Genomic DNA, 965 nt, shown 5'->3' with positions numbered 1-965 from the left:
ACCGAGCCCGACAGCGGCAAGCCGTTCAGCAGCAGGCATCTGGTGGAGTGTCTGCGCGAGGGCGCCCGGCGCTTCGGGTGGGACGGGCGCGATCCCCGTCCGCGCTCCCGCCGGGAGGGGCCCCTGCTGCTGGGGACGGGCGTGGCGGCGGCGATGTACCCCGTGATGGCGTGGCCCTCCGCGGCGGCGGCCCGCGCGCTGCCCGACGGGACGTTCCTGGTTCGGGTGAACGCCACGGACATCGGTACGGGCGCCCGGACCGTGCTCGCGCAGGTCGGTGCCGACGCGCTCGGAGTGCCGCTGGAACGGGTGCGGATCGAGATCGGCAGCACCGAACTGCCGTCGGCGTCGCTGGCCGGCGGCTCGTCCGGAACCGCCTCCTGGGGCTGGCCGGTCCACGAGGCCTGCGACCGGCTGGCCCGGCGGCTGGCCGGGCACGCGGGGCCGCTGCCGGAGCAGGGCCTGGAGGCGCACGCCGACACGAGGGGCACGGCCGACGCGGAGAGCGCCTGGTCGCGGCACGCCTTCGGGGCACATTTCGCCGAGGTCACGGTGGACACGGTCACCGGCGAGGTCCGGGTCGCCCGACTGCTCGGGGTGTACGCCGCCGGGCACATCCTCAACGCCCGTACGGCGCGTTCCCAGTTCGTCGGCGGCATGACGATGGGCCTGGGGATGGCGCTGACCGAGGGCAGCACGATGGACGTCGCGTTCGGTGACTTCCCCGAGTCGGATCTGGCGTCGTACCACGTGCCCGTGCACGCCGACGTCGCCGAGATCGAGGCGCACTGGATCGACGAGGACGATCCGCATCTCAACCCCATGGGCAGCAAGGGGATCGGGGAGATCGGCATCGTCGGGACGGCCGCGGCGGTCTCACCGAGCTGCCCGGCATCGGCCACATGACACCGGTCGAGGCGCCCGAACTCGTCGGCGCGAAGATCCGGGAACTCGCCGGCGCACAC

1 protein-coding gene and 1 pseudogene are annotated in these 965 nt (G+C 73.9%); both read left to right on the top strand.

The window, feature by feature from the left end; genetic code table 11:
* Positions 1-906: xanthine dehydrogenase family protein molybdopterin-binding subunit (locus SSQG_RS36515; RefSeq protein ID WP_003995025.1), on the top strand; the 906-nt coding region annotated here is incomplete at its 5' end.
* Positions 873-965 (top strand): annotated as a pseudogene (locus SSQG_RS43275) (alpha/beta hydrolase); the annotation flags it as partial. The gene SSQG_RS36515 and the pseudogene SSQG_RS43275, both read left to right, overlap by 34 nt.

The sequence above is a fragment of the Streptomyces viridochromogenes DSM 40736 genome (assembly GCF_000158955.1).
In the GTDB taxonomy this organism is placed as follows: domain Bacteria; phylum Actinomycetota; class Actinomycetes; order Streptomycetales; family Streptomycetaceae; genus Streptomyces; species Streptomyces venetus.
This window is presented reverse-complemented; position numbering and strand designations above follow the sequence as displayed.